We start from the raw sequence: 24,452 nt of genomic DNA on the forward strand, positions 1-24,452 counted from the left end.
TTAAATTTTGTTATTATTTAGAACATTTAATTTTTAAAAATTGTTATTACCTGTACTAATTTTGGCTTATATAAAATGATCAAGATTATGAACCGGGCAATTGTACACATCGACATGAACACGTTTTTTGTCTCCTGCGAAAGGCTTGCCAATTCTGAGCTTAATGGCATTCCGCTGATTATCGGCGGGGGTGAGCGCGGCGTTGTGGCTTCCTGCTCGTATGAGGCACGCCGTTTCGGGGTGCGCTCGGCCATGCCGATCCAGATGGCGCTCAGGCTCTGTCCGCAGGCCAAAGTCATGAAAGGCGATATGGAACTCTATTCAAGGCTCTCCCATGATGTGACCGAAATCATTCAGGAGAAAGCCCCTGTGGTGGAGAAAGCCTCCATTGATGAGTTTTATCTGGACATCACCGGAATGGATAAATTCTACGGAAGCTACAAATGGACCGATGAGCTCGCACAGCGCATCACAAAGGAAACCGGGCTTCCCCTCACCTTTGCCCTTTCAGTCAATAAAACGGTATCGAAGATCGGAACCGGTGAAGGAAAACAGAAGCAGAACCTGGAGATCCCGGGGCACTTGGTGCAGTCTTTTCTAAACCCGCTCTCAGTTCGTAAAATACCGATGGTAGGCGACAAGACCTTCCAGCTGCTCTCCCGCATCGGGATACGCACCATCAAGACCCTTTCTGAAATGCCTGCCGAAGCGCTGCAGCGCATGATCGGACAGAACGGCATCGAACTCTGGAAAAAAGCAAATGGCATTGACAACAATCCCGTGGAGCCCTATACGGAAAGAAAGTCGATCTCCACCGAACATACTTTTTCCCAGGATACCATTGATATCGATAAACTGGAAAGGGTTATCCTTGGGATGGTCGAGAAGCTTTCCTATCAGCTCCGCTCCGAACAGTGGCTCACTTCGACCGTAACGGTCAAGATCAGGTATGCCAATTTTGATACCGAAACCAAGCAGTGCAGGGTCCAGTATACTTCGGCTGACCATATCCTGACCCAGACCGCAATGGATCTTTTTGACAGGCTCTATCAGCGCCGCATGCGGCTGCGCCTGATCGGGGTGCGTTTCAGCGGACTGGTTCGGGGGACCTACCAGATTGACCTCTTCAATGATACCGAAGAAATGCTGGCGCTCTATCAGGCCATGGACCGGATGAAAAACCGCTACGGCTTTGATGCGGTGATGCGCTGCGCAGGAGCCTCCTTCAAACCCAATACCAAAAATGAAATTCTAAAACGCAAAAAATAAATCATGTATCTCAACTGCCATTCCTTCCACTCCCTTCGTTATGGCACCATACCGCTGGAAGACCTGATATCCAAGGCTGCGGCCTTGGGTGTCAAGGCTATGGCACTCACTGACATTAATACCGTGACAGGAATCTATGACTTTATCAAGGGATGCCAGGCTGCAGGCATCAAGCCTGTTGTGGGGATCGAATTCCGCTCAGAACATGAGCTGCGCTATATCGGGCTGGCGAAAAATGCGGCAGGACTTGCCGAGATGAACCGCTTTCTCACCCGCCATAATTTTGAGAATACCCCGCTTCCTTTGTCTGCTCCAAACTTTGAAAATGTTTTTATAATATATCCCTTGGAGAATGTGCCAGCTGTTCTAAAGGAACATGAATTCATCGGTCTGCGCCCCGAACAGCGACAGGCGCTGGTACTGAGCGGCTGGAAGGACAAAACAGACAAAATGGTCGTGCTGCAGCCTGTTACCTTCCGCACTAAAACGGAATACAAGCTGCATAAGATACTGCGGGCCGTTGACCTGAATGTAATTCTTTCACGCCTTTCTGAGTCGGATTACTGCAGGCAGACAGAAGTTATGGTGGATCTGGACAGGATCCTAAAATGTTATGAAGACTATCCGCAGATCATTTCCAATACGGAAATGATTATTGGGCAATGCAATTTTGAGTTTGATTTCAAAACGCCGAAAAATAAGAAATACTATACCAACAATAAAAAAGACGACTTGCAGCTGCTTACAACCCTTGCCCAGCAGGGGCTGGAATGGCGCTATGGGAAAAATAACGCGGAGGCAAAATCAAGGATGTTCCGGGAGCTAAAGGTAATTGACCACCTGGAATTCAGCGGCTATTTCCTCATTACTTGGGATATCATCCGTTTCAGCAACTCACAGGGGTTTCTGCATATAGGGAGAGGAAGCGGCGCCAACAGCATCATCGCCTACTGTCTTGGCATCACCGATATCTGTCCTCTGGAACTCGACCTGTACTTTGAGCGTTTTCTGAACCTGAACCGCAAGAGCCCTCCGGATTTTGATATCGACTGGAGCTGGAAGGAGCGCGACGTGATCCTGGAATATATCTTTTCCCGCTACGGCTGTGAGCATGTGGCTTTCTGCGGCACCAATGTAGAGTTCAAATACCGCTCTATTTTCCGTGAGGTCGGCAAGGTTTTCGGGCTTCCAAAGGAAGAGCTTGATGCCTTGGCCAAAAACCCGATGACCCTGCATCCGACAAATGAAGTGGTCCGAGAGGTCCAGCGCTATGGAATGATGCTGGAGTAATACCCCAACCAGAGAAGCATGCATTCCTGCGGGATCCTGATTTCTGAAGAGCCCATCACCAATTATTCCGTGCTGGAGATGCCTCCCAAGGGCTTTCCCATAGTGCTTTTTGATATGCATACGGCCGAAGATATCGGCCTTGAGAAGTTTGATATCCTGAGCCAGCGCGGCATCGGACATATTGATGACAGCGTTAAGCTGATTGAGAAAAACCAAGGAATACGGCTCAATATTCGTGACACCACCATTTCAAAGGATGAGAAAAGCTGCAACAGCTACCTTTCGATGGGAAAGACCATAGGCTGTTTTTATATCGAAAGCCCTGCCATGCGGGGTCTGCTGCGCCGCCTGAAATGCGACAACTATAAAACCCTTGTGGCTGCCTCCTCCATTATACGTCCCGGGGTGGCACAGTCGGGAATGATGAAGGAATACATCTTCAGGCACAATCATCCAGACAGGTTTGAATATTTCCATCCGGTGTTCGAGCAGCAGCTTGGGGAAACCTACGGCATTATGGTCTATCAGGAAGATGTGATCAAAATTGCCCTGTATTACGGCGGGCTTCCGGCCGCCGACGGGGATATCCTGCGCCGTGCCATGTCGGGAAAAGGGCGTTCAAAGGCGGCACTGCAGAAGGTAAAGGACAACTTCTTTGCATCCTGCGCCGCGCAGGGGCATCCCATGGCGCTGAGCCAGGAAATATACCGTCAGATCGAGTCCTTTGCCGGCTATTCCTTCTGCAAGGCGCACTCAGCCTCCTATGCCGTGGAAAGCTATCAGAGCCTATATCTGAAAGTGCATTATCCCATCGAGTTTATGGTGGCGGTGATCAACAATCAGGGTGGTTTCTACCGCACGGAGGTGTATGTGCATGAGGCGAAGATGTCGGGGGCCGCAGTGCACAATCCCTGCGTGAACAGAAGCGAATTTGAAACTACGCTGTACGGGTCTGATGTATATCTGGGTTTCATGCACCTGCAGAGCCTTGAATCCAAAACAGCCCTTCTGATCCAGCAGGAACGCGAAAGAAACGGGCTTTACAGATCGCTGGAGGATTTCATCAACCGCATACCCATCGGCATTGAGGCCATACAGATTCTGATTTTCATCGGCGCATTCCGCTTCACAGGAAAAACAAAAAACCAGCTGTTGGTCATTGCCCGTCTGATCCTGGTGAACTTTAGACCTGAGAACCGCACCCCGATGCTGCTTCAGGAGCCTGTTAAGGAATTTGTATTGCCAGAGCTGGAACGCTCCGCTTTTGAAGATGCCTTTGATGAGATCGAGCTTCTGGGCTTTCCGGTCTCCTGCTCCCCTTTTGACCTGCTGCAGACCCCTTTTAGGGGCAATGTGATGGCAAAGGACCTTTTGGACCATCATAAAAAACAGGTGCGCATGCTGGCCTATCTGATCTCTCGCAAGCATGTGCCAACAAAGATGGGCGCCATGTATTTCGGGACCTGGATAGATGCTGAAGGGCAGCTTTTTGATACGGCGCATTTTACCGACAGCCTGGCGTCGTATCCTTTTCAGGGAGGCGGATGCTACCTGCTCTTGGGCAGTGTCGAGGTGGATTACCATTTTCCGACCATAACGGTCACCAAGATGGCCAAGATGCCCTTTATCCCGGATCCGCGCTACGAGCATGAGAACGACTGGAAATACAGGACGCAGCAGAAAATACGCGAAGATGTGAGCATGACCCATCGCGCGCCCTATCCGCAGGAACATGAAATCAATATTCCAAGGCTTAAAATGAGCAATTGACAGGCTGTTTTTTGGCTTTACGGCGGCAGTCTAATATGAACTAAAAAAATAAAGAAGATGATGCTTTTTGATGACACCGAAATTTTTTCATCGGGTAATGGCGGCAGAAGAATATTTGACGTCCCCGATGCCGACCTGCTGCTGATTGATAATTTTTTCAGCAAAGCCCAGTCCGATCATTATTACAATGTCTTATATCATGGCACCCAGTGGAGGGAATATGAAATGCCGATGTATGACAAGGTGGTCACGGCTCCCCGCATGATCTCATGGTACGGGGATTCGGGCAGGCCCAAACGCAGATCCAACCCCGACTGGCCTTTGGAGCTACTCCAGATCAGGGAGCGTGTGGAAAAGGAAACCCGCATAAACTTTAACGCCGTGCTGCTCAACCTTTACAGGGATGGCACCGATGGCGTGGGATGGCACAGCGACAAGACTTCATCGAGCAACAAGGACATGAACATAGCTTCCGTGACTTTCGGGGAAACGCGCCTGTTCCGCCTGCGCCATAAAACGCTCAAACATATTGCTCCGATAGAAATTCCGCTGCACCATGGCACCTTTCTGCTCATGGCAGGCCATACCAATACCTATTGGGAACATCAGGTGCCCAAGACCGCCCGTCCTGTCCTGCCAAGGATCAATCTTACTTTTCGACAGGTCAGGGAAACCTAAGTTTTTTTTATTGTTTTATTGTTTTTGATTTATGGGGCCTTATTCTTTCATGCCTATCGCCCTTGATCCAGTGGTTTATATGGCGATTATAATTCACTGAAAATCATAGCAATCCTATAATATTCCTGTTTTATAATATAACAGCTTTGAATTTACTCAAGGTAACTTTGGATAAACCATTAAAATTAGGAATCATGGAAAATATAAACAGAACAGGGCAAGAGGAAAATGCACATATCGATATCTCCAATCAAAACGAAATACAGCAGTGGGCAGAAAAGCTCAATGTGCCTGAAGAGATTTTAAAAGATGCCGTAAGGGCGGCAGGCACAACGGTAGAAGAAGTTGTGGAGCATATCAGCGAGAATCCCCCTTCAAGGGAAAGCGCCTCGGAAGCGGTCCGCCTCAAAGACGGCCCATGGAATGATGATGATCACCATAATCCCGAAGGGAAAAGCATTGAAGAGGCAACGGATCCTTCAAAATTATCACAGCTTTAAGCTTTTAAAAACCAGTATTCACTGATTTATAGTTTTATTTTTTCTTTAATTATCCATATTAAAACTTTAAATGAAGAATAAAAAATCAACATTATAAATCAAACTATTGGATACTTTCTAAATTTTAATATAATACTAAAACAGAAGATTATGTCTAGAGAAAATCACGATAGCTGCGATCAGGATGAACGTACCTATCACGCAGCAGACGGTTCCATAAATTCAGAACTTATGGAGAAAAAAGATCCGGCAATCAACCAGCACGAAAATGATGCCACCGGAATTCACAGCGAAGATTCAGAACATCACAATCCACGTCCGGATGAGCGTGATCCAGATGCTGACAGAAGAACCCTTGACGAAGAAAAAGCCGTTGAGGATGACGATGAGGATAATTGATTCCTTGAATTTTGGTTGCCATTTAGATTAGATTAATGTGGTTTTTATGCCCTGTGACGGTTATAAGACTATTTTATGAATCAGGATCAGGCTGATGATAAATAAACAGCACAGATCGCTTGTAAACAGTGCAAGAAAACAAGATTGAAGCGATTGGGAATCTTAAGCATGAAATAAGATCTTGAAGAGAATCTGCCGGCCTTATGCGCTGCAGGTTCCCTTCAGGATTTTTATTTTGTCTGGCCTTTCTCTCTTCCCCTTTCTGTAGTTTGCTGTGTATAATAAACAGACAGTTTAGATAGCGTCATATAAAACCCTTTATATAAATATTACAACAGGTTGCAAGTAGGTTTTATCCAAAATTACAATTGCGCGACAGTGCGCCGTACAGCTTGGAAATAATTGCCTAAATTTGCATTACAGGCATTGGTCTGCCTGTTTTGAAATAAAAGTGGCCAAAAAATTATTGCTGCAGAAAATGAACGACCCGATTCTAGAAAACCTTAATCCCAGCCAGCTCCAGGCCGTGAAAACCACAGAAGGATACGTGCGTGTTATTGCGGGTGCGGGATCCGGAAAAACAAAGGCGCTTACCTCCCGCTTTGCCTACATTGTGGACAGGCTTGGGATAAACTCCTCCAACATACTCTGCGTAACCTTTACCAACAAGGCCGCCCAGGAAATGAAAAGACGTGTCAAGGCGCTTATAGGCGATACCTATGACCTGGCTTTCATCACAACCTATCATGGCTTCTGCGTAAGGTTCCTGCGCGAGGAAATCAACAAGATACATTACCCGAAGAACTTTATCATACTGGACGCCGAAGACCAGAAAAGCATACTGCGCGATATTTTCAACGAGCTGCAGATCAATTCCAAACACCTGACCTTCAAACAGGTGCTGCGCTTTATATCCAAGCAGAAAAGCACTTCAAATTACCTGGGCTACATCCTTGAAAACAAAGGCTTTGAACCCGACCAGAGCGATTCGCTCTCCAGCCGCATCTTCCAGATCTATCTGGACAAGCTAAAACGCAACTATGCCCTGGATTTTGACGATCTGATCCATTTTACGGCCTTTATTCTGGACAACAATCCCGATGTGCTCTTGAAATGGCAGGAAAACCTGCATTACATCCAGGTGGATGAGGCGCAGGACAGCTCCGAGAACCAGTTCCATCTGGTGGAAATGCTCTCGCGCCTGCACCAGAACCTTTTCCTTGTCGGGGATCCCGACCAGACCATCTATGAGTGGCGCGGTGCCAAGCCCGAATATCTGGTGGAATTTGACAGCATGTTCCCAGATACGCAGACCATTATCATGAACCGCAATTACCGCTCTACGCCGAACATACTGAAGATAGGGAACCACATTATCAAGAACAATACGGTAAGGGTGGACAAGGATATGATAACCGACAAGCCTGAAGGTTTTGAAGTGGTGCACTTTCACGGAAAGAATGACTTTGAGGAAAGCCGGTGGATAGCCGCTGAAATCAAGGAGATACTGCAGGCCGAGCAGGCCTCCTACTCGGACATCACGATACTGTACCGCTCCAATCATCTTTCCAGAAATATTGAGCAGGCCCTTATCAAGGACAATATTCCCTACTCAATTTTTGGAGGCATCCGTTTCTTTGAAAGAAAAGAGATCAAGGACGTGCTCTCCCTTTTAAGGCTCATTGTACAGGGGGACAATTTCTCTTTCCTGCGCATGCACAACCATCCTTCAAGGGGGCTGGGCAAAAAATTCCTTGAAAGGCTCAGCCTTCTGGCAGGCGAACAGAACCTATCGCTCCTGCAGGCGCTGCAAAACAATATCACCGACAAGGAACTGGCAAAAAAAGGCGCTGTTGAATTTCTGGAGCTGATTGCAGAACTGCGCGAAACAGCCAAGACAAAATCCATATCGGACCTTGTGAAGATTATACTCGATAAAAGCGGACTTTCCGAGCTCTACCGTAAAGACGGCGACGAGGACAGGCTGGAGAACATCAAGGAGCTTGTAAATTCAATGCTGCTGCTCGAAAAGGAAAACAATACTCCGGTGGACATTGTCGAATACCTGCAGGAAGTATCGCTGTATACCGATCTGGATGCCAATACCGACAATCAGGACAAGGTCAAATTGATGACCATCCACATTTCCAAAGGGCTTGAATTCCCGTATGTATTCCTGTGCGGCTTCACAGAAGGCGTGCTGCCAAGCGCGCTGTCCGTCAAGGAAAGAAGGGCCCGTGCTATTGAAGAAGAAAGAAGGCTAATGTATGTGGCCGTCACGCGCGCCGAAAAACGCTTCTATATGACCGATTCGGAAGGCTTTAATTTTACCACGGGACTCAATAAATATCCATCAAGGTTTCTTTTTGAAATCAAGGAGGAATTCTATGTCCGAAAAGGGGTGCTCTCCCAGCAGATCATAGAAAACAGCAAAAAAAGTCTGGGCACTGCCCAGTCTTTGGAAAACACCTCTTTCAGGGAAGGGGACATCGTCATGCACCCGGTCTGGAACAAAGGAAGAATACAGGCGGTAAATCTGGAGAAAAAAGAATATCTGGTGGATTTTTTCGATATCGGAAAAGTAAAGCCCATCGATTTCGGCTTCAGGCATCTCACGGCTTTTTCCGAAGAAACCGGGGATTACAATGGGGATTCTGAGGGCCCGAAGGAACTTCTGGAGCTTGCAGAGCATTTGAAGACAGCGCCGGACCCTTTTGGGAACGATCCTGCATCGGAAGCCCGGGACAATATGGACCTGCCGTCTGATTCTGTTTTTGATGCGGACCAGACGCAGGAGCCGAATGAAAATGCTGGAAAAGACAAAAAAGATGCAAAAAAATGGTGGAAGCTTTAAGAATCCTGAGGATTGGATTTTTATGTTTTTAAATCTTTTTTTTAGTTTTTATTTTTTATTTTTTGCTTTTTTTGTTTCATCCGTTAACAATGCAAAAGCCCAGTGCTGTTATCAGCGACTGGGCTTTTGTATGTTTTTCGGCTTGTATCGGTCCTGCAGGATGGGTTTATCAGGCGCTTGATCGGCTTATATCTATTGCTATACGCCGGAAAATGCGTTTTTAATGTCTAGGTGTATATTTTACTCCTTTGGGTTCTCCATGCCGCTGATGATTTTGGCCACTTCAGCCTCGGTGGATTTAAGCTTGGCCTGGCAGAACTCGATGAGTTCGGATGCCCTTTTTACTTTGGCGGCAAGCTCGTCCACGGAAATGGCCTCATCTTCCATTTCTTTTGCAATCAGGGCCAGTTCCTTGGCAGCCGCCTCATAAGTCAGTGTGTTTTCCTTCATATTCTCTTTTTTTCGTTGACCGTACTTTTCAGTATGGCATCTTTTAATACTATTTCTATTTCCTCTCCTTCTTGTATGTCCTCTGCCCCGTTTGCAATTTTGTCGTTTTTCCGTATCACGGCATACCCTCTTTTCAGCACATTCTGCGGGGACAGCAGTTTTATGGTTTTCTGGTGGTCCTCCAATTGCAGTGTGCGGCTGCGCAGATACTGGCTGGTAAAGATCTTCAGGTTCGCTTTTAAATGCTGAAGATTGCTGTTTTCCTGCTGGATGATGCGCTGCGGCCTTTGCAGCGTTTTTTGCGCAGTCAGCAGCAGGTGCTGCTTTTCTTCTGCCAGCAGGTTTCGGCTAGCCTGCGAAATATGCTGCTTTTGCAGCATAAGCCCTTCTTTCTGCGCGCCGATCAGTTCCCTTGCATTATGGCTGACCAGATTTTTGATCTCAGTGAGTTCCTTGTAATGCCCGAGGAAAAGCTGCTGGGATTTGATGGCTATGGTCCTTTGCAGGGAAAGTATGTGCTGCTCGAAACTGCGGTTGTGCGCTATGATGAACTCCGCCGCCTTGGTCGGGGTCTTGGTATGGGTATGCGCCATAAGGTCGGTGATGCTCACATTTTTCTGGTGCCCGATTCCGGTTATCACTGGAATGGGGAACTTGGCGACCGCCCTTCCGATATTGTAGTTGTCAAAAATCAGGAAATCCGACTGCGACCCGCCTCCTCTTGCAATGACAACGGCATCATAGGGAATCCCTGTATTGTAGAGCTCGATAAGCTTATTTAGGAACAGTTTAGCGTTATTGTCCCCCTGGACAACGGTATGGTAGTCATCGATCTGAAAAACATACCCAAAATCGTTATGCTGCATCGTATGGCGGAAATCCTCGTTTCCGGCAGAACTGCTCGAAGAGATCACCGCAACCCTCTGGATGACCGCAGGAAGCTTCAGACGGCTGTTGAGGGTGGAATAGCCTTCGCCTTCTTTGCGTATGAACTCATTTTCTTTTACCAGCCTTGCCAGTGTGGCATTGCGCTGCTGCTCCAGTATGCCGAGCATGAAATTGCTGTCGATATCCAGAAGGTTTACCGACAGGCCGTAAAGCGGATGGAAATCCACGCTCACCTGCACCAGCACATGAAGATTGTTGGTGAAATGCTGTCCGGTCGTGATTTCAAAATCAAGGATCTTAAGCGCTCCTGCTCCCCACGACTTGCCCAGTATTTTGGCTGTAATCGCGCTGCTGCTGGCTGATTTCTCCACCAGCTCAAAGTAATGGATCTTCTTGTCGGCCTTGAAGGAATGGTTGGTGATATCAGCCACAACCCAGTACGTCTGTCCCTTGAAGCGGGAATTGATCGTATCCTGGATCTGGTCGTTGAGCTGTGAGAGTCTGATATACTGTTCGGGTCCCATATATTTTTAGGGTCTGCTGCTGTTTGTTTTTTCTTCTTCACCGCTAAGGTAGCTATTCTGGAGCGGAATCTCAAAAACACAAAAAAAAGAGATTGATTTTCAATTTAAAACGGGTTAAAAGGGCAGCCAAAGTAGTGTCCGCCCTCACCTGCATGCGCATAACGGCTACCCGCCGCCCTTCGGGACTTATAGCACTCCGGCTCCTTGCGCCCACTGGTTCTTTGCTTTCTTTTTTCCCGTTTTTTCTTTTGAAAAATTTGCGTTGCGCAACGACGGGGAAGAAAACTCGAACAAGTATTCACTAAAAATTTTATGTCATGGAAATCACAGGACGAATTGTAAAAGATGCCTCAGTTTTTAAGGTAAAAGAAAACCGTGAGGTGCTGAACTTCTCCATAGCGGTCAACGACAGCTACAAGCCCAAAGGAAGCACCGAAACCAAAAAGATTGTAACCTATATCGACTGCTCCTACTGGCTCAGCGCAGGACTGGCGCAGTGGCTCAAAAAAGGGACTTTGGTTCAGCTCTTCGGGCGCATCGGGCTGAATGTCTATATCGGAAATGATGCTCAGGCGCACGGCTCTCTGACCTTTCATACCTCGGATATCAAGATACTCGTATTTGCGCAAGCGCAGAATAGTGCGCCTGCACCCGCTCCCAAAAAGCAGGAAGTTTCTGAGAATCCCGACGACCTGCCTTTCTAGAATTTTCAAGCCTTTAAATTTTATACACGCCTAAATACTGCATTATGAAAGCCTTACAAAAATCTTCTTATTCCCAGTACCGTGTAAGCGGTGCCTTTAATCAGATTATCCTGCGAAGCATCACTTCCTATGACGGCAAGCGCAGGGCACAGCTGAAATCCTTTTTCCTTGACCTGCAGAGGGGCGGTTGCATCAGCGGGATGATATCCGAATTCATCTACCACGATGACTGCAGGACATTTTACATCGAGTTTATCGATGACCTTGAAAATATCCGCACCGAACTCGAGGAAGCTATAGGCGAACCTATAGAAAACCGTTTTCAGACCCTGCATTACACTTTTGTATGCTGGCTCTGCTTTGAGGAATACTGCTATGACCTGTATTCAAGGCTCTTTGAGTGAATTTTTAATCTTAAATCTCTTCTTATGAAAGCTTCTGAAAATTTTAGAAAAGCCATAGAGAATTATCTCAGCACTTTGGCGCAGGGCGATGACGCCTTTGCGCCACACTACGCCAAAGCTTCCAAGAATTTGGAGAGCTGTATGCACTATATTTTCGGCGAGGTCAAAAAAACAGGCTTGTGCGCCTTTGACAATCAGGAAATCTTCGACATGGCAGTCAGATACTACACCGATGATTCCATCGGCACGCCCGCCCCGATTGCGTGCAGAGCCGTGGTGCAGACCCCTGCGCCCGCCGACCTGTTCTCACAGCCTGCAGTCCCTGCTGTGCCTATGAGAACCGAGCCTGTTCCAACAATAAAGAAAGACGTAAAACCTGCGGTGCAGACCGCCCTGACACTCTTTGACCTATGATACCCAAAACCATCATCGAAAAGCAGTTGACGGCGCTGAGCGCCTCACTTGCACCCATTAGAGAAGAGATATTTCTGTGGGCGGAGCAGAATATCTTTCTCAAATGGGGCGTATTGTCACGCTCCAAATTTTGCTGTTTGGAATGCGCCCACGTATGGAAACCCTCTTGTGCAGATACCTGCGCCAAGTTCACCACCTGTCCTGCCTGCGCAGGAAAGCTCAAAATGATGCCCTACAATCAGGTGCATTTCAAGGAAACCGAATACTTTGCCGTAGTGGAAACCTGTGCGGGGTTTCAGGTAGTGCGTATGGTCATTGCGCACAAGCACATGAAAAAGAATTTCACGCCGACCTATTTCCACAAAGAGGTCATGCAGCATTGGATAAATTCCAAAGGCGAAGTGCGCACCCTTGCGCTCTCAACCAACGTGTTTTCCTCCACCCTTGATGCATGGAAATTCTATTCCCTGCTTGAAATAAAGCCAAAGGATTTCATCCGAAATGCCAAATACTATATCAATCCTTTCAAGGTTTATCCGCAGATGAAAACGCTTCCGATTTTAAAACGCAACGGCTTCAAGACCTCGGTCTATGACATTGCGCCCCACCTGCTCTTTGCATCGCTTCTGTCCGACCCCATATCCGAGACCCTTTTGAAATCCCGTCAGCTGAACCTTTTGCAGTATTATCTCTGCGCATCACGGCAGAACATCCGCCGAAACTGGCAGGCGGTCAAAACCGTCATCCGAAACGGCTATAAAATTTCTGATGTTCAGATATGGGAGGATTACTTGGAGCTGTTGCGCTATTTCAATAAAGACCTTTCATGCGCCCTGTACGTATGTCCTGATAATCTGCACGAAGCGCACGACCATTTCGTGAAAAAGAAAAGGGAACTGTTCAGAAAGAAGAAGCTCCAAGACCTGCGCCTTGAAATCGAAAAGGCGCAGAAAAGATACGCAAGCGACAAGAAACGATTCTTTGGTCTGCTCTTTACGGAAAAAGACTTGAGCATTTCCGTAATCGAAAACGTCAGGGATTTTATGACGGAGGGCGACGACCTGCACCACTGCGTGTTCACCAACGAGTATTATGATAGAAAGGATTCGCTGATACTCTCGGCTAAAATGGGCGGGGAATCCCTCGAAACCATCGAAATCTCCCTGAGCCGTATGGAAGTATTGCAGTGCAGGGGAATGAAGAACAAACCCTCCAGGCATCACAGAGACATCCTGCGCCTTATTTCCGAGAACCTGCACCAGATAAGGGAAAGGATGAAGAAAAAGAAAAAGAAAACAAAAAAAGAATTGGCTTGAGCCGGCACTATGCCGGCTTTTTTTTCGGCGCTCAGACACTGTAAGGCATCATTTCCCGTCTGAATCCTGTAAATTTTAAGAAGCCCTGATATAACAGCCTTCATTTGGTTTTGGGCTATCTTGGCAGGCTGTTAAAATAGTCTCACTATAAACTGGAATTATGATGCTGTCCTACTTTCTGACCGGCTCACTGCATGACCATGACAATGATTTTGAACTGACCATCCGCCAGAGCGGTTCGGATGCCGGCAGCCCTCAATACATCCTCAGGCTCGAGGACCTCACCTCGGCAGAGAAACTCTGCTGGGAATCGCTCCGGACTGGTTTTGCCGATGCCCTTTCGGCGCTCAGCGATTTTACAGCCGCGAAACGCATCCGCTTCTACGGTAAAAATGCCACTTCTTCTACTATAGATCCACTGATTGACAGGCAGCTTCAGGAATTTATCTACAGCAGTGTCTCCGGACATTTATAACATTTTTTGCAATACTGCGAAAAACCATCACATGTGAATTAAGCAATAAAACCCGCATTATCGGTAAGCGGCCACAGTTCCTATGATGTATATTTGGATATTGCAAAACAGACAGGCCATGAAAGATGAAAACGATCGCACCAGGGCAGCACGAAACTGCCCGGCGTCAAGATGCAGGATGTTCCATGGAGAGAACAATGAACTGATTTTTATTAAGACCTATAACGGCGACTGGGATTCCTGGGACGATCCGCAGACTGATGCGCCTGGCGCCGGTACTGAAAATCCACCGAAAAAAGAAGCCCCGCACTAAAGGAAAATGCCAATTGCGCCCCCAATGCCTTAAGCTGCCATTTTAGCACTAAAAAAATGCAGGATTCCCTTCTGCATCAATAGCTTTTAAGACAGCATTTCGGCGGCATCGACCAGGTCTTCATCCGTGATAAATGCCCTGATGTAGTCCCGCACCTCACTGCCCCTGCCAGCCTGGGCCTCAAAGTAGTTGATATGGTACTGCTCATCCTTGTCAAGGATGTGGATGATTTCCGTGAAGCCCTTTGAGATCAGGCTTCCCTTGAGTTTTAAGATCGTGTGCTGCTCTCTGGCATCCAAATCTTTTCTCACCTGTAGTTGTATCGCTTTTTCCATTGTGAAAGATCTGTTTGTTGTTCCGTTCATTCCCTAATCAAATATAAGCAATCAAACTGGATGTGCAGTTTACTGCCGTGTTAAAAAAACGCGAAGCTGAAGATGTAAATTTTAAAACAACCGATGGTAATTGTATAAAATACAAAAACTTGAGAAAGCTACTTTTAACCCCAGCATATGCGCCGGAGCCAGACGTCCGCCTGATCTTAAAAATTACAAACTATGGAATACGAAAAAAACTGCTATGCAGCGGAAGGGCTCGGGGAAGAGTCCGGACAGGCGGAAGACCTGCTTTTCCATGAAAACACATCGGAAAAATAATTTGCTTACTTTTACAGAAAACCTAAGGCTGCTGCCCTGCGCACTCCCTGCCTAAAATTAAAGACTTGAGCCAAGACCTTGCCAATCCAGACTATTATTTCCTTCAGAACGGAGGAGAATCCGCCGAGCTTATCAGAAATATTGACTGGAAAAGCCATTCATTGGGCGCTGCGGAAAACTGGCCGGAGAACCTCAAAAATACCATCGCCACCATCGTATCTTCAAAATTCCCGATGTTCCTCTGGTGGGGCGAAGACCTTATCCAGTTCTATAACGACGCCTACCGTCCGAGTTTCGGCAGCCAGGGAAAGCATCCCAAAGCCATGGGCCAGAAAGGCGCAGACTGCTGGCCTGAAATCTGGGACTTTATCTTTCCCCTTATAAACAGGGTGCTCACCACCGGGGAAAGCGTATGGTACGACGACCTGCTGCTTCCGATTCTCAGAAACGGAAGAATGGAAGACGTATACTGGACTTTCAGCTACAGCCCCATCAGGGACGATGACCGGCAGATCAAAGGGGTTTTGGTGGTCTGCAACGAAACCACCGACAAGGTAAACAGCGGCATCCAGCTCAAACAGAACAGGGACGAACTCGAATTTGCCATCAATGCGGCTGAATTCGGGACTTATGACCTTGACCCCAAAACACAGCGTTTCTCCGCCAATGCAAGGCTTAAGGAATGGTTCGGGCTTAAAAAAAATGAGGAGATAAAACTGGGCAGCGCACTGCAGGCTATCGCCGAGAAAGACCGCCAGCGCGTCACCGACTCCATCAATACCGCACTGCAGTATGATTCAGGCGGCAGATATGACATCGAATATACCATCATACATCCCAAGACCAGGCAGCCTCGAATAGTGCACGCCCTTGGAAAAGCATGGTTTGACAGCAATAAGGAAGCCTACCGCTTTAACGGCACCGTGCAGGATGTGACCCAGCACAAGAAAGCCGCCGAGGAACTGCATAAATCAAGACAGCTGACCGACCTTACCATACAGAGTATGGGCCTCGGCCTGTTCAGCGTGGATTACGGGGCCAATACCCTTGAGTATTCCCCTGAGTTCAGCAGGATACTCTGCGGCAGCTTCAAGCCCGGGCTCAGCAGGAAGGAATTTCTGAAATACGTGCATCCCGACGACCTGCACCTAAGGGGCAGTGCCATTGAAAGCGGTATGGAAAACGGCACTTTTTATTACGCCCCAAGGGTGGTCTGGGACGACGGAAGCGTACACCGAATTGCCGTATCGGCAGCACGCATCATAAACTCCGAAGGCAAGACGGCGGCTTTTTCCGGTACCGTTGCCGATATCACCGAGAAGGAAAACAGCCGTCTGGCACTCCAGCAGGCCGAATCAAGGCTTGAGAAGACCAAGCGCGAAGCTGACCGCCATTTCAGGAACGTCACCGACAGTTCCCCTACCGGACTATGGCTTTCCAATGCAGAAGGGATGATGACCTATTTCAATAAGACCCTGATCGACTTTACGGGACTTCCCTATGAAGAGCTGCTGGCAGGCAGATGGACCTGGGTCATCGCAGAAGAGGACTACAGCAGGACAAAAGAAACATATATAAAGGCCCTTGCCGAAAAAACGCATTTTGATGTGCTTTTCAGGGCAAGAAAAAACACGGGCGAACTCGTCTGGTGCCGTGCCGCAGGCGATCCTTTCTACGATGTCGACGGACATTATGCAGGCTACGCCGGCTTCTGCATGGATATGGACGAAATCATCTCCACAAGGCAGGCGGTAATCGAGAGCCAGCACAAAGTCACTTCCATGATCGAGCAGTCCCCTGTCGGGATCTGCCTGTTCACCGGAGCGGACATGAAAATCGAGATCGCCAATGATATCATGATCGGCTATTGGGGCAAGGACCGATCTGCCGTCGGGCTTCCCATGGAAGAAGCCGTTCCCGAACTCAAGGGACAGCCCTTTATGGACATTCTGCAGCAGGTCTACCTTACAGGGGAAACCTATTACGGGCACGCCATGCCGGCAGACCTGAAGGTCAACGGCAGGGTCAGCACCTATTATTTTGAGTTTACCTATACCCCCATCCGCGATTCCAAAGGGGAAATCTACGGCATCATGGATATCGCCGTCGATGTGACCGATCAGGTGATTGCCACCAAAAAACTCGAAGAGGCCCGAATGGCGCTCAGCGGCGCCATAGAACTGGCAGAGCTTTCGACCTGGACCCTCGACGCCCAGAATAACACCATAACCTGCTCCGAGCGTTTTAAGGAGTGGCTCGGACTGGAAAACCATACGGCGGACCGTGAAGAGTTTCTGGATCGCATCAGCGAGCCCTACAGGCAGAAGGTCGCCCAAGCTCTTCAGGAGGCACTCAGCGGCTCTGCTGAGCATTTTTATGACTACGAATTTGAGATTGCCAATAAAACAACTGGACAGCACCGCACCATCCACGCCAACGCACAGGTGCAGTTCGGCAAGGACCGACTTGTATCCTCGCTCAGCGGCACGGCGCAGGATGTGACCAAAGAAAGGGAACTCCAGCAGGAACTGGCCTTCAAGGTGAAAGAACAGACCGCCGAGCTTTCCTCCAAAAATGCAGAGCTGGAAGCCAATAACAGGGAACTATCCCAGTTTGCCTACATAGCCTCCCATGACCTGCAGGAGCCTATCCGAAAAATCAGCGTATTTACCGATATGTTGAAAAGCAATCTGGACAAAAATCCTGAAAAAGTGCAGTTTTACATTGACAAGATCCTGTCTTCATCCCGAAGGATGGAAAACCTGATCAAGGATGTGCTGCAGTTCTCCAAACTGGCCAATATAGCACAGCACTTCGAACCGGTGGACCTCAATGATGTGGTCGCCGATATTCTAATAGATTTTGACCTGATCATCGAGCAGAAAAATGCCGTGATGCAGATCGGGCAGCTTCCTATTGTAGAAGCCATCCCGCTTCAGATGTCGCAGCTTTTCGGAAATCTTCTCTCCAATGCCCTGAAATACACCAAACCTGACACCATTCCGCGGATCAGCATTACAGCGCTGCCGATGCCCGAATCCGAAAAAAGGCTCCATGCCCTGAACCTGGAACTGAAGTACATAAAAATAGAAGTGCGCGATAATGGGATCGGCTTCTCCCAGCAGCATGCCGAGCAGATATTCAACATCTTCCAGCGCCTGCATGGAAATGACCAGTTCTCCGGCACCGGCATAGGACTTGCCATGTGCCGCAAGATCATGCAGAACCATAATGGGGAAATCACTGCAGCCTCCCGGGAAGGGGTCGGAACGGCATTCACTGTCATTATGCCGATACAGCATAAAAAAAACGGCGTATTGTAAGAAAACGGCGGGGAAAAATAGTATATTTGACATCCCTTAAGCTACAGTATGAAAACCATTTTTTTAATTGATGATGATCCCGACGACCGTGATTTTTCAGGAGATTCTCGGCCAGGAGCATCCGTCGATTGCATTTCAGCAGGCCGAAAACGGATCAGACGCCTTCGCGAAGTTAAAATCCGGAGATTTTGCAAAACCCGATGTAATTTTTCTGGACCTGAACATGCCCATTATGGATGGACGCGCATTCCTGCAGCAGATCAAAAAAGAAACGTCACTGCAGGATATTCCGGTAATCATCTACAGCACTTCATCAAGTGATATGGACAAAAAATTTGCAGCCGAAAACAAGGCATCGCAGTTTCTGACCAAGCAGTATTCCATAGAGCTGCTTCGAAAAGACCTGAACGCTGTGGTGGAAAAATTCCTCAAGGCATAACAGATAACGGGAATCCTTGGTCAGAGGCTTCCATTTTTTTTAAAACATGCCCGGCGGGCTTATAAAAGCCTGCCAAAACCGATCGGAAGGTCATTGAGGCGTTTTCCCGTCGCATTGAAAACAGCGTTGCGATCGCCGGGGGCATTCCCACCACATCGATCTCTCCTACCCCTTTTATCACCAGATTGCCGATGAAATCATCCTGCTTCTCCACAAAGACCACATTCAGGTCGTGGATGTCGGCATGCACCGGGATATGGTATTACGCCAGATTGGTGTTCATATATTTGCCCAGCTTTTGGTCCAGGATCGTTTCTTCATGCAGCGCCTTGCTGATTCCCCATACCATGCCGTCCAAGATCTGGCTTTCCGCTGTCTTCGGATTGACGATCGTTCCTGCCGCAACCGCTTTGAGGGTCCTTGTGACCTCAATCACGCCTAGCTGCTCGTCCCCATCTGCACTTCCACAAAAACGGCACTGTGCACCGCCCTTGCCTTCCTGCCGAATTTCAAGGGATTGGGCATCGAAGTGCTGGCCGTCTTGATCTGCTTTTCGCCGATGCCTTCAAAGATTTCCCTGATGCTGATCCCGGCTTCCATATTGTGATTGGAGATAAACGATCCGTTGGCAAAGGCTGCCTCTTCGAACTTTATGTCCCTGAGCAAGGAATAGTTTTCTGTAAACCCTTTTGCGGGCAGGTCGATCGAGGTAATGATTTCCCCGTGCTTCAGGCTGTTGTCGATATGGGGCATATCTCCCGGCAGCCTGTGGAATTCCAAAAACATGATCCTTCCTTCTCTGTGAGGTCCACTGATGTTGACCGTGGCGTCAAGTGCCGCCAGCACCACGCATATATCAGAGGGAAATACGGCAATGCAGTTCTTGCTCTGTCCCAGAATGGCATGGATGCGGTTATAACCGCACAAGGCTGAACAGCAAAAACCGGGATCACGCTTCCCCTACAAGTTTAAGCTTCAGAGAAATCTGGAGCTTTTTTATTTCTATAATTCTGATTTTCTTTGCGGGCACAGATTGCAAATCTGCACTATCGTTGTCTACATTTCGGAGGAATTGGGTAAATCAGCATTATTCATCTTCTCTATAAAAAGGTTAATCTCTTTCAACTTGTTATTCTTCAGCTTGAATGAATAAAATAGTTTTTGCTCTAGTATTTTATAAGGCTTAATTGGTGTTTTAATCAAATTTTTGTCTAACGCTTCATAACATAAATGTTTAGGAACTACACTAAATCCATTATTATTTTTTAAAGTTTCTATTATGTCCAAATAAGAGGGTAAAATGTATCTTGGAACTATTCTAGGACTGGTATTAAATCTAGAATCCCAGAACTTTTTTATATCATTTTTGTTATTGTCATATGTAAACCAAGTTTGCTTTTGCAGCCAAGTGCTGAATTGGGTATCATTTTTTTCAATATTCTCTGGAATAACAATAGAATTGGAGCAAATTAATTCTAACTCTTCATTCTTTAGGTATATGAATTGATGGTCGTAAGTTTCGTGTTTTTTTATTCCAACCAATAATTGAATTTTTTCCATTTCAAGAGCTTCAATCAATTCTTCTTCATTTCCAAATTGGGTCACTATATACATCTCAAAAGTATAAATGTGATGTATTAGTTCTTTCTTAAAAAAGTCTGTGGTACAACCAATTGCTATTGCAGATCGTTGTTTTTTTGTTCTTTGGCTTGAATAATATTCTACTTTTTCTAATTCACTTAATGGATTATTAATTTGCGAATATAAAAATTTTCCATATTGGGTAGGCGTTAATTTCCGAGTAGTCCTTTCAAACAATTTTTTCCCAATATGGCTTTCCAGGGCAGATAAATGTTTACTGACTCCAGGTTGAGTCATATTTAATTTTTTTGAAGCTTCTGTTATATTATTACATTCATATATAGCGCTGAAAGTTCTCAGCCATTCTAAGTTAATCATAACATATATTATAAATAAGCAAACAAAAATAATTAAAATTATCAATGTATTGACTCTATATTTGTAAAAAATAACACCAAAACATTCGTAATAAACTATTTAAAAAATTAAAAAAATGACAAAAACATTAGTAATAAACTATACACCCAGAAAAGGCTCTTACACCCAAATTTTATTTGATGAGTTTGTGAAACTAGCAAAAGGAAAAACAGAAATTATACATTTAAATTTAGCTGAAACCCCACCAGAATTATTATTAGAGAAAAATTTGAATTTAATTATGGAATGGAATATGGGTAAAAGAGACTTTTCGGAAACAGATCTCATAACGCTATCTAATCATCATAAACTTATAGACGAAGTTATTGCGGCTGATAATATTGTATTGGCTTTTCCCATTTACAATTTTACAATGCCAGCAACAGTAAAGGCTTGGATAGATGCTATTGTCGTTAGTGATAAGACATTTTCTTTTAGCCCTGAAACAGGCTTTAGTGGTCTTTGTAAAGATAAAAAAGCTTTATCAATAGTAGTTAGTGGATTCGATTATGATAATTCCGATAACATCAAGGAATTTGCTTCCTCTACAATAAAACAAAATTTTGATTTTATGGGCATCTCTTCAGAACAGATTTCAGCTTTTGGGGTTGACCAAAATAGACACCAATTAAATTCAATTCTTGAAAATGCGAAATTGGAAATAAAAACTTTGATTGATAGATGGTTTCCAAATTAATATAATGTTTAAGCATCCCGCTTAGTTAGTATCGTTAATCACCTAAATTTGCAAATTGTGCGAGACGTATATTTTGAGTATTTATATACTGACGTGAGAAACAATAGTTGATTTATCATCCGATAATTTAACAGGATTCGAACACCAGAATCACAATAGAAAATGGTCTTATATTGTCATAAATCCTTTTCAATTTCTATTAATATCAATAATGACATCTATTTGAAAATCTATTATTATTTGATTACCACTAATTCTATCGGCTCTCATATTTCCAATTATAACTTGCTGCTAGACTGATACAAAAAATTGTTGTATTTCTCATGAAAAAATAATTTAAATTTAGACGCAAAATCATTGACTTAAATTCCAGACTTAGCTTAAAACACTGGAATAAAAACACTTAAAATTTTAATTTCGAAAATAACTAAGCATATTATTCCTATATTTGCTTAAAAGACTGCCAGTGACGCCATTCCGATTAAAAAAGCTGGCCAAACAGTCAAAACCAATATGTCATTTACTCCAGATGTCCAATATACTCAAAAACCATATAGCCAAGTTCGCACAGGTCTCAGACAATGACTTTGAACAGATCAAAAAATTTTTCGACATAAAAGAAACGTGTAAAAAAGAAAACCTCCTAATGGAAGGGCAGATCTGCCGGCATCATTATTTTGTTTTGGACGGCCTGCTTAGAAAGTTTTATATTAACGAGAAAGGTACCGAACAAACCACGGAATTTGCCATTGAGACCTGGTGGCTTACTGATAATTTTGCCTACGAGAACCAGCTCGCGACAGAATTTTATATTCAGGCAGTAGAGAAATCAACATTGCTTTACATCACTTTGGAGAAGCAGCAGAGGCTGCTGGAAGAATTTCCGGTAATGGAGCGCTATTTCCGTTTTGTCTACCAGAGGGCTTATGCAGCCGCACAGAAACGCATCAAATTTCTTTTCTCTTTCTCTAAGGAAGAGTTTTATTTCCAGGCAGTCAGAAACCACCCCGAATTCATCCAGCGTGTTCCCCAATACCTGATAGCTTCCTATTTGGGATTTACGCCCGAATACTTGAGCGAAATACGCAAAAGGCTTCTTTCTTAAACCAGTTTAAGTTTTTTCCTTTCCTTATTGTTCAATTTTGCATGGAACAATTTAAAAATAATAATACAATGCAAAAACGACTTAACATTAAGCAGGCCGCTCCGGATGCACTAAAAGCGATGATCGGCCTTGAAAGCTACCTTTCAAAGATTTCCATATCCAAGACAGCCAAAGAACTCATAAAGATACGTGCCTCTCAGGTTAACGGCTGTGCCTACTGCATCAACATCCACACTCAGGACGCCGTTAAAAACGGCGAGTCAAACCAGCGCATTTTTCTCTTGAGTGCCTGGAAGGAAGCTGGGGACATTTTTACAGAAGAGGAAAAAGCAGTGCTCGCGGTAACTGAAGAAATAACATTAATTCATGAGAATGGATTAACGGATGAAACCTATACAAAGGCCTTGCAGTATTTCAGCGAAAGCCAGATAGCAGATATAATAACGGCCGTAATTACAATCAATCTTTGGAACAGGGTTGTTCTCAGCACCCATCTCCGTATAGGAGAAAGTCTTGCATAACATTGCAAAAAAAACTGGTTTAATTACGATGCATCCAAAAGTTTAGAATTACAATTTAAATTTGAAGACGATAGGCCCGATTTGTTTCGGGCTTATTGCTTTTACGAAAAACTCATTTAGGATAACCAATTAGCAAACTATTTAATATAGAAATAAATCAATTTCGAACTTCAGTCGAACGGGTTCTGTCGCATCTGTCAGAATCAAATATAAAAATTGAAGTAATTTAAAAGTTAGCCCGCCAATTTACAGAATGATTTAAACATAGTTATCCCTGGTCTAACCATTTGATTCTTTCTCAGCATATGCACAACTTCAATTCCGCTCAATGTTCGTCTTGCCGATTCAAAACTTTTAAAGCCTAACCCATTTTGTATCCTCCATTTTATAAATCGATGGTCCTGTTCGACAATATTGTTGAGATATTTACACTGCCGGATTTTAATCTGTGTGAATGAACGTTTGTTATAGACTTTGATAGTGGCAGTATTAGAACCGTTTTTATCAATGTTTACTACTCTTGGTCTGTAGTTATTACTAATTGCTTTAATTAGAAATGACTGCGCACTCATTCTTTGTCTTATTCTGGTCAAAAGAAAATCAACCGTATTACCTAATTTATCTACTGCCCTATATAAATAACACCAAATACCTTTTACTTTGATGTAGGTCTCATCCAATCTCCAACTCTCCCCCACTCTGCCTTTTCTCTTCTTCATTTCTGCCTCAAGCAAAGGTGCAAACTTGTAAACCCAACGCTGAATCGTCGCATGATCCACAATGACTCCTCTAATCTTCATTAGTTCTTCAACATCACGGTAACTAAGTGTAAATCTTAGCTTGAAATATACTGCCTGAAGAATTATGTATTTTGGATAACAATGACCTTTAGTATTCATCTTTTGATCGGTTTAAAATTCTAAAGATAAAAGTTATTCCCAGATGCGACAGAACCTTTCCTGTGCTTCGTATGTATGTCCCGAAAACCTTATTGAAGCGCACGACCATCTGGTGCAGAAAAAAAGGGAGCTTATAAGAAAGAAAAAACTCCATGACCTGCGCCTTGAAATCGAAAAAGCGCAGAAAAGGTACGCAAGCGATAAAAAGCGCTTTTTCGGGCTCGTTTTTCAAAAAGATGAATTGTGTATCTCGGTCATTGAAAACGTTCGGGATTTCATGCAGGAGGGCGACGATCTGGGACATTGTGTCTTCACGAACGAATACTACGAGAAAAAAGATTCGCTTATCTTATCGGCTAAGGTTGCAGAGCAGTCCGTGGAAACCGTAGAAATCTCTCTCAGCCGTATGGAAATCCTGCAGTGCAGGGGATTCAAGAACAAGCCGTCCAAACACCACAAACAGATTCTGAGCCTGCTTTCCCAAAACCTTTACAGGATTAAGGAGCGCCTGCAAAAGAAGAAGAAAATAGTCCCTTAAAGACCAAAGCCGATAAATATCGGCTTTT

At 45.4% G+C, this 24,452-nt stretch carries 25 protein-coding genes and 1 pseudogene; 18 read left to right on the forward strand and 8 right to left on the reverse strand.

Annotation, left to right across the window (positions count from 1 at the left end; all coding sequences use genetic code 11):
• Positions 1-87 precede the first annotated feature (87 nt).
• The 6 genes and pseudogenes from dinB to ABTV69_RS18365 all read left to right on the forward strand — a co-directional run bounded on the left by dinB (position 88) and on the right by ABTV69_RS18365 (position 8,760).
• A complete protein-coding gene (dinB, locus tag ABTV69_RS18340; RefSeq protein WP_433831347.1) occupies positions 88-1,269 on the forward strand; it encodes a DNA polymerase IV in 1,182 nt (393 codons plus the stop codon).
• 3 nt (positions 1,270-1,272) lie between these two features.
• Positions 1,273-4,329, forward strand: a pseudogene (locus tag ABTV69_RS18345) (DNA polymerase III subunit alpha).
• Between the two features lie 57 nt (positions 4,330-4,386).
• Positions 4,387-5,007 (forward strand): alpha-ketoglutarate-dependent dioxygenase AlkB family protein, encoded by a 621-nt coding sequence (locus tag ABTV69_RS18350; protein WP_433831349.1) that lies wholly within the window; start codon positions 4,387-4,389, stop codon positions 5,005-5,007.
• Between the two features lie 194 nt (positions 5,008-5,201).
• Positions 5,202-5,507: a DUF3606 domain-containing protein gene (locus ABTV69_RS18355; RefSeq protein WP_433831351.1), complete on the forward strand. Its 306-nt coding sequence runs from the start codon at positions 5,202-5,204 to the stop codon at positions 5,505-5,507.
• Between the two features lie 150 nt (positions 5,508-5,657).
• The gene (locus ABTV69_RS18360) at positions 5,658-5,906 is read left to right on the forward strand and encodes a hypothetical protein (RefSeq protein WP_433831353.1); all 249 of its coding nucleotides are present in this window, start codon (positions 5,658-5,660) and stop codon (positions 5,904-5,906) included.
• Between the two features lie 451 nt (positions 5,907-6,357).
• Positions 6,358-8,760 (forward strand): ATP-dependent helicase, encoded by a 2,403-nt coding sequence (locus tag ABTV69_RS18365; protein ID WP_433831355.1) that lies wholly within the window; start codon positions 6,358-6,360, stop codon positions 8,758-8,760.
• Positions 8,761-9,000: 240 nt separating this feature from the next.
• On the opposite strand, the gene xseB is transcribed toward ABTV69_RS18365, so the two are convergent.
• Both xseB and xseA read right to left on the reverse strand, forming a co-directional pair.
• On the reverse strand, positions 9,001-9,210 hold the full coding sequence (gene xseB, locus ABTV69_RS18370; RefSeq protein ID WP_433831357.1) for an exodeoxyribonuclease VII small subunit: 210 nt from the start codon (positions 9,208-9,210) through the stop codon (positions 9,001-9,003).
• Positions 9,207-10,622, reverse strand: coding sequence for an exodeoxyribonuclease VII large subunit (xseA, locus tag ABTV69_RS18375; RefSeq protein ID WP_433831359.1), 1,416 nt, complete (start codon positions 10,620-10,622; stop codon positions 9,207-9,209). The genes xseB and xseA overlap by 4 nt, the downstream gene beginning before the upstream one ends.
• A gap of 317 nt (positions 10,623-10,939) precedes the next feature.
• On the opposite strand from xseA, the gene ABTV69_RS18380 reads away from it, so the two are divergent.
• The 6 genes from ABTV69_RS18380 to ABTV69_RS18405 all read left to right on the forward strand — a co-directional run bounded on the left by ABTV69_RS18380 (position 10,940) and on the right by ABTV69_RS18405 (position 14,248).
• Positions 10,940-11,326 (forward strand): single-stranded DNA-binding protein, encoded by a 387-nt coding sequence (locus ABTV69_RS18380; protein WP_433831361.1) that lies wholly within the window; start codon positions 10,940-10,942, stop codon positions 11,324-11,326.
• A gap of 44 nt (positions 11,327-11,370) precedes the next feature.
• Entirely contained in the window at positions 11,371-11,730 is a 360-nt protein-coding gene (locus ABTV69_RS18385) for a DUF7222 domain-containing protein (protein WP_433831363.1), read from the forward strand.
• 24 nt (positions 11,731-11,754) lie between these two features.
• Positions 11,755-12,144 carry a PcfK-like family protein gene (locus ABTV69_RS18390; protein WP_433831365.1) on the forward strand — a complete coding sequence of 130 codons (390 nt, stop codon included), beginning with the start codon at positions 11,755-11,757 and terminating at the stop codon, positions 12,142-12,144.
• Positions 12,141-13,460, forward strand: coding sequence for a PcfJ domain-containing protein (locus ABTV69_RS18395; RefSeq protein WP_433831367.1), 1,320 nt, complete (start codon positions 12,141-12,143; stop codon positions 13,458-13,460). The genes ABTV69_RS18390 and ABTV69_RS18395 overlap by 4 nt, the downstream gene beginning before the upstream one ends.
• A 160-nt stretch (positions 13,461-13,620) precedes the next feature.
• On the forward strand, positions 13,621-13,935 hold the full coding sequence (locus ABTV69_RS18400; RefSeq protein WP_433831369.1) for a hypothetical protein: 315 nt from the start codon (positions 13,621-13,623) through the stop codon (positions 13,933-13,935).
• Positions 13,936-14,053: 118 nt separating this feature from the next.
• Positions 14,054-14,248: a hypothetical protein gene (locus ABTV69_RS18405; RefSeq protein WP_160781413.1), complete on the forward strand. Its 195-nt coding sequence runs from the start codon at positions 14,054-14,056 to the stop codon at positions 14,246-14,248.
• 86 nt (positions 14,249-14,334) lie between these two features.
• Here ABTV69_RS18405 and ABTV69_RS18410 read toward each other — a convergent pair whose 3' ends face one another.
• A complete protein-coding gene (locus ABTV69_RS18410) occupies positions 14,335-14,583 on the reverse strand; it encodes a hypothetical protein (RefSeq protein ID WP_160781414.1) in 249 nt (82 codons plus the stop codon).
• Positions 14,584-14,969: 386 nt separating this feature from the next.
• On the opposite strand from ABTV69_RS18410, the gene ABTV69_RS18415 reads away from it, so the two are divergent.
• Positions 14,970-18,227, forward strand: coding sequence for a PAS domain-containing sensor histidine kinase (locus ABTV69_RS18415; protein ID WP_433831371.1), 3,258 nt, complete (start codon positions 14,970-14,972; stop codon positions 18,225-18,227).
• A 70-nt stretch (positions 18,228-18,297) separates the two neighbouring features.
• Positions 18,298-18,666, forward strand: a complete 369-nt coding sequence (locus ABTV69_RS18420; RefSeq protein ID WP_433831373.1) for a response regulator — start codon at positions 18,298-18,300, stop codon at positions 18,664-18,666.
• Here ABTV69_RS18420 and ABTV69_RS18425 read toward each other — a convergent pair.
• From ABTV69_RS18425 to ABTV69_RS18440, 4 genes are all read right to left on the reverse strand, one after another.
• Entirely contained in the window at positions 18,656-18,916 is a 261-nt protein-coding gene (locus tag ABTV69_RS18425; protein WP_433831375.1) for a hypothetical protein, read from the reverse strand. The genes ABTV69_RS18420 and ABTV69_RS18425 overlap by 11 nt on opposite strands.
• 12 nt (positions 18,917-18,928) lie before the next feature.
• Positions 18,929-19,102 (reverse strand): molybdopterin cofactor-binding domain-containing protein, encoded by a 174-nt coding sequence (locus ABTV69_RS18430; RefSeq protein ID WP_433831377.1) that lies wholly within the window; start codon positions 19,100-19,102, stop codon positions 18,929-18,931.
• 2 nt (positions 19,103-19,104) lie between these two features.
• Positions 19,105-19,593, reverse strand: coding sequence for an FAD binding domain-containing protein (locus ABTV69_RS18435; protein ID WP_433831379.1), 489 nt, complete (start codon positions 19,591-19,593; stop codon positions 19,105-19,107).
• Between the two features lie 129 nt (positions 19,594-19,722).
• On the reverse strand, positions 19,723-20,625 hold the full coding sequence (locus ABTV69_RS18440; RefSeq protein ID WP_433831381.1) for a LysR family transcriptional regulator: 903 nt from the start codon (positions 20,623-20,625) through the stop codon (positions 19,723-19,725).
• Positions 20,626-20,740: 115 nt separating this feature from the next.
• Between ABTV69_RS18440 and ABTV69_RS18445 the strand changes: the two genes are divergently transcribed.
• From ABTV69_RS18445 to ABTV69_RS18455, 3 genes are all read left to right on the forward strand, one after another.
• Entirely contained in the window at positions 20,741-21,361 is a 621-nt protein-coding gene (locus ABTV69_RS18445; RefSeq protein ID WP_433831383.1) for an NAD(P)H-dependent oxidoreductase, read from the forward strand.
• A gap of 529 nt (positions 21,362-21,890) precedes the next feature.
• Complete coding sequence (locus tag ABTV69_RS18450; RefSeq protein ID WP_433831385.1) at positions 21,891-22,466, forward strand: Crp/Fnr family transcriptional regulator; 576 nt, start codon at positions 21,891-21,893, stop codon at positions 22,464-22,466.
• Between the two features lie 68 nt (positions 22,467-22,534).
• The gene (locus ABTV69_RS18455) at positions 22,535-22,987 is read left to right on the forward strand and encodes a carboxymuconolactone decarboxylase family protein (RefSeq protein WP_433831387.1); all 453 of its coding nucleotides are present in this window, start codon (positions 22,535-22,537) and stop codon (positions 22,985-22,987) included.
• A gap of 233 nt (positions 22,988-23,220) precedes the next feature.
• On the opposite strand, the gene ABTV69_RS18460 is transcribed toward ABTV69_RS18455, so the two are convergent.
• Positions 23,221-23,886 (reverse strand): IS6 family transposase, encoded by a 666-nt coding sequence (locus tag ABTV69_RS18460; RefSeq protein ID WP_433831389.1) that lies wholly within the window; start codon positions 23,884-23,886, stop codon positions 23,221-23,223.
• A 43-nt stretch (positions 23,887-23,929) separates the two neighbouring features.
• Between ABTV69_RS18460 and ABTV69_RS18465 the strand changes: the two genes are divergently transcribed.
• Entirely contained in the window at positions 23,930-24,424 is a 495-nt protein-coding gene (locus tag ABTV69_RS18465) for a PcfJ domain-containing protein (RefSeq protein WP_433831391.1), read from the forward strand.
• Positions 24,425-24,452 lie beyond the last annotated feature (28 nt).

Origin of the sequence: Flavobacterium anhuiense, from assembly GCF_050990855.1 — a bacterium.
Taxonomy (GTDB): domain Bacteria; phylum Bacteroidota; class Bacteroidia; order Flavobacteriales; family Flavobacteriaceae; genus Flavobacterium; species Flavobacterium anhuiense_C.